The sequence below is a fragment of the Maribacter sp. genome (assembly GCF_049667165.1).
Taxonomy (GTDB): domain Bacteria; phylum Bacteroidota; class Bacteroidia; order Flavobacteriales; family Flavobacteriaceae; genus Maribacter_A.
This window is the reverse complement of the sequence record NZ_JBATHS010000151.1, coordinates 1-1,520: the sequence shown is the minus strand read 5'-3', so window position 1 is coordinate 1,520 and position 1,520 is coordinate 1. Positions and strand designations below refer to the sequence as shown.

General features: G+C 41.2%; 2 protein-coding genes. Both read left to right on the top strand.

Annotation, left to right across the window (positions count from 1 at the left end):
* The coding region (locus WBM98_RS07755) for an ABC transporter permease (protein WP_424365452.1) at positions 1–819 on the top strand (819 nt) is incomplete at its 5' end.
* A 36-nt stretch (positions 820–855) separates the two neighbouring features.
* On the top strand, positions 856–1,520 hold a 665-nt coding region (locus WBM98_RS07750), incomplete at its 3' end, for an efflux RND transporter periplasmic adaptor subunit (protein WP_424365451.1).

Genomic DNA, 1,520 nt, shown 5'->3' with positions numbered 1-1,520 from the left:
ATCAATCATTCCGATATAAAGGACAAAAGAAAAATAGCCATCATAGGGGAAGGTGTTAAAACAGGATTGTATAAAAAAGGGGAAGAGGTAATAGGGAGTTATATCAAAATACAAGGCGTTAGTTTTTTGGTGGTTGGCACTTATAAAAAGAAGAATAATGATGGGGATGGTGAAGAGGGACAAAAGGAAATTTATGTGCCTTTTACGGCATTTTCCCAGGCGTTCAACCGAGGGGAAGATGTAGGGTGGATGGCCATAACCGCGAACGACGGGAGTTCGATTTCAGATGTAAAGGAAAGCATTGTTGCTTTGGTCAAGGAGAAAAGAAAAGTACATCCAGATGATAAAAGGGCCGTTGGATATTTTGACCTGTATGAGCAATACAACCGTGTGGAAAGTCTTTTTGGTGCAATGCGTTTCATCGCTTATTTCGTAGGTATTTTGGTATTGCTTTCAGGGATCATAGGGGTTAGTAACATCATGCTCATAGTGGTTAAGGAACGCACCAAGGAAATTGGAATACGTAGGGCACTCGGTGAAGACCCATGGTCAATTCGTTTGCAAATACTCATGGAGTCTATTTTTTTGACCATTATTTCTGGTATGGCAGGAATAAGTATGGGGGCATTATTTATTTATGCGATAAACAAGGTGCTCGATATGAACGGACCTGTCGATATGTTCTTGAATCCCAGCGTTAATCTAGGGGTGGTGGTAGCGGCATTGCTCATACTCATCGTATCTGGGTTGTTGGCAGGTTTCATACCAGCCCAAAGCGCCATAAAGATCAGACCAATAGATGCCTTACGAACAGAATAATAAACACATCAATCAAATATTTATAAATTTCAAGAAATGAAAAAATCGATAACTATCATTACCCTATTGGTTATTATTGTTGCCTTTGGTGGTTCTATGTATTATTTGTACCAAAAAAATGCAGAAGATCCAACCGTCTATGAAACCGAAACGCCAACCAGGCAAAACATCATTAAAAAGACCATGGCCACGGGCAGTATTCTACCCTTGGAGGAAGTACTTATCAAACCCAATATTTCTGGGGTTATAGAGGAGGTTTTTGTCGAAGGGGGTGACTACGTGAAATCGGGTGATCTTTTGGCAAGGATTAAGGTAGTGCCCAATCTGAATGCACTTAATGATGCAAGAAATAATATCGAAGAGGCCAAAATTGCATTGGATGACCAAGTACGGAATTATGATCGGCAAAAAGGCCTGTTCGACAAGGGCGTCGTTTCAAAAGTGGATTTGGAACGCTCCAAGGTTAGTTATGATCAAGCGAAACAAACCTATGGCGCTGCCAACAAACGCTATGACATTGTTAAAACGGGGACGACAAAAGGGTATGGGAACGCGGCCAATACAATGATTCGGGCTACAGTGAGCGGTATGGTCTTAGAGGTTCCCGTAGAGGTCGGTAATCAAGTTATTGAGAGTAACAATTTTAATGAAGGAACTACGATTGCGGCTATCGCCGATGTTGATAAAATGATTTTCGAAGG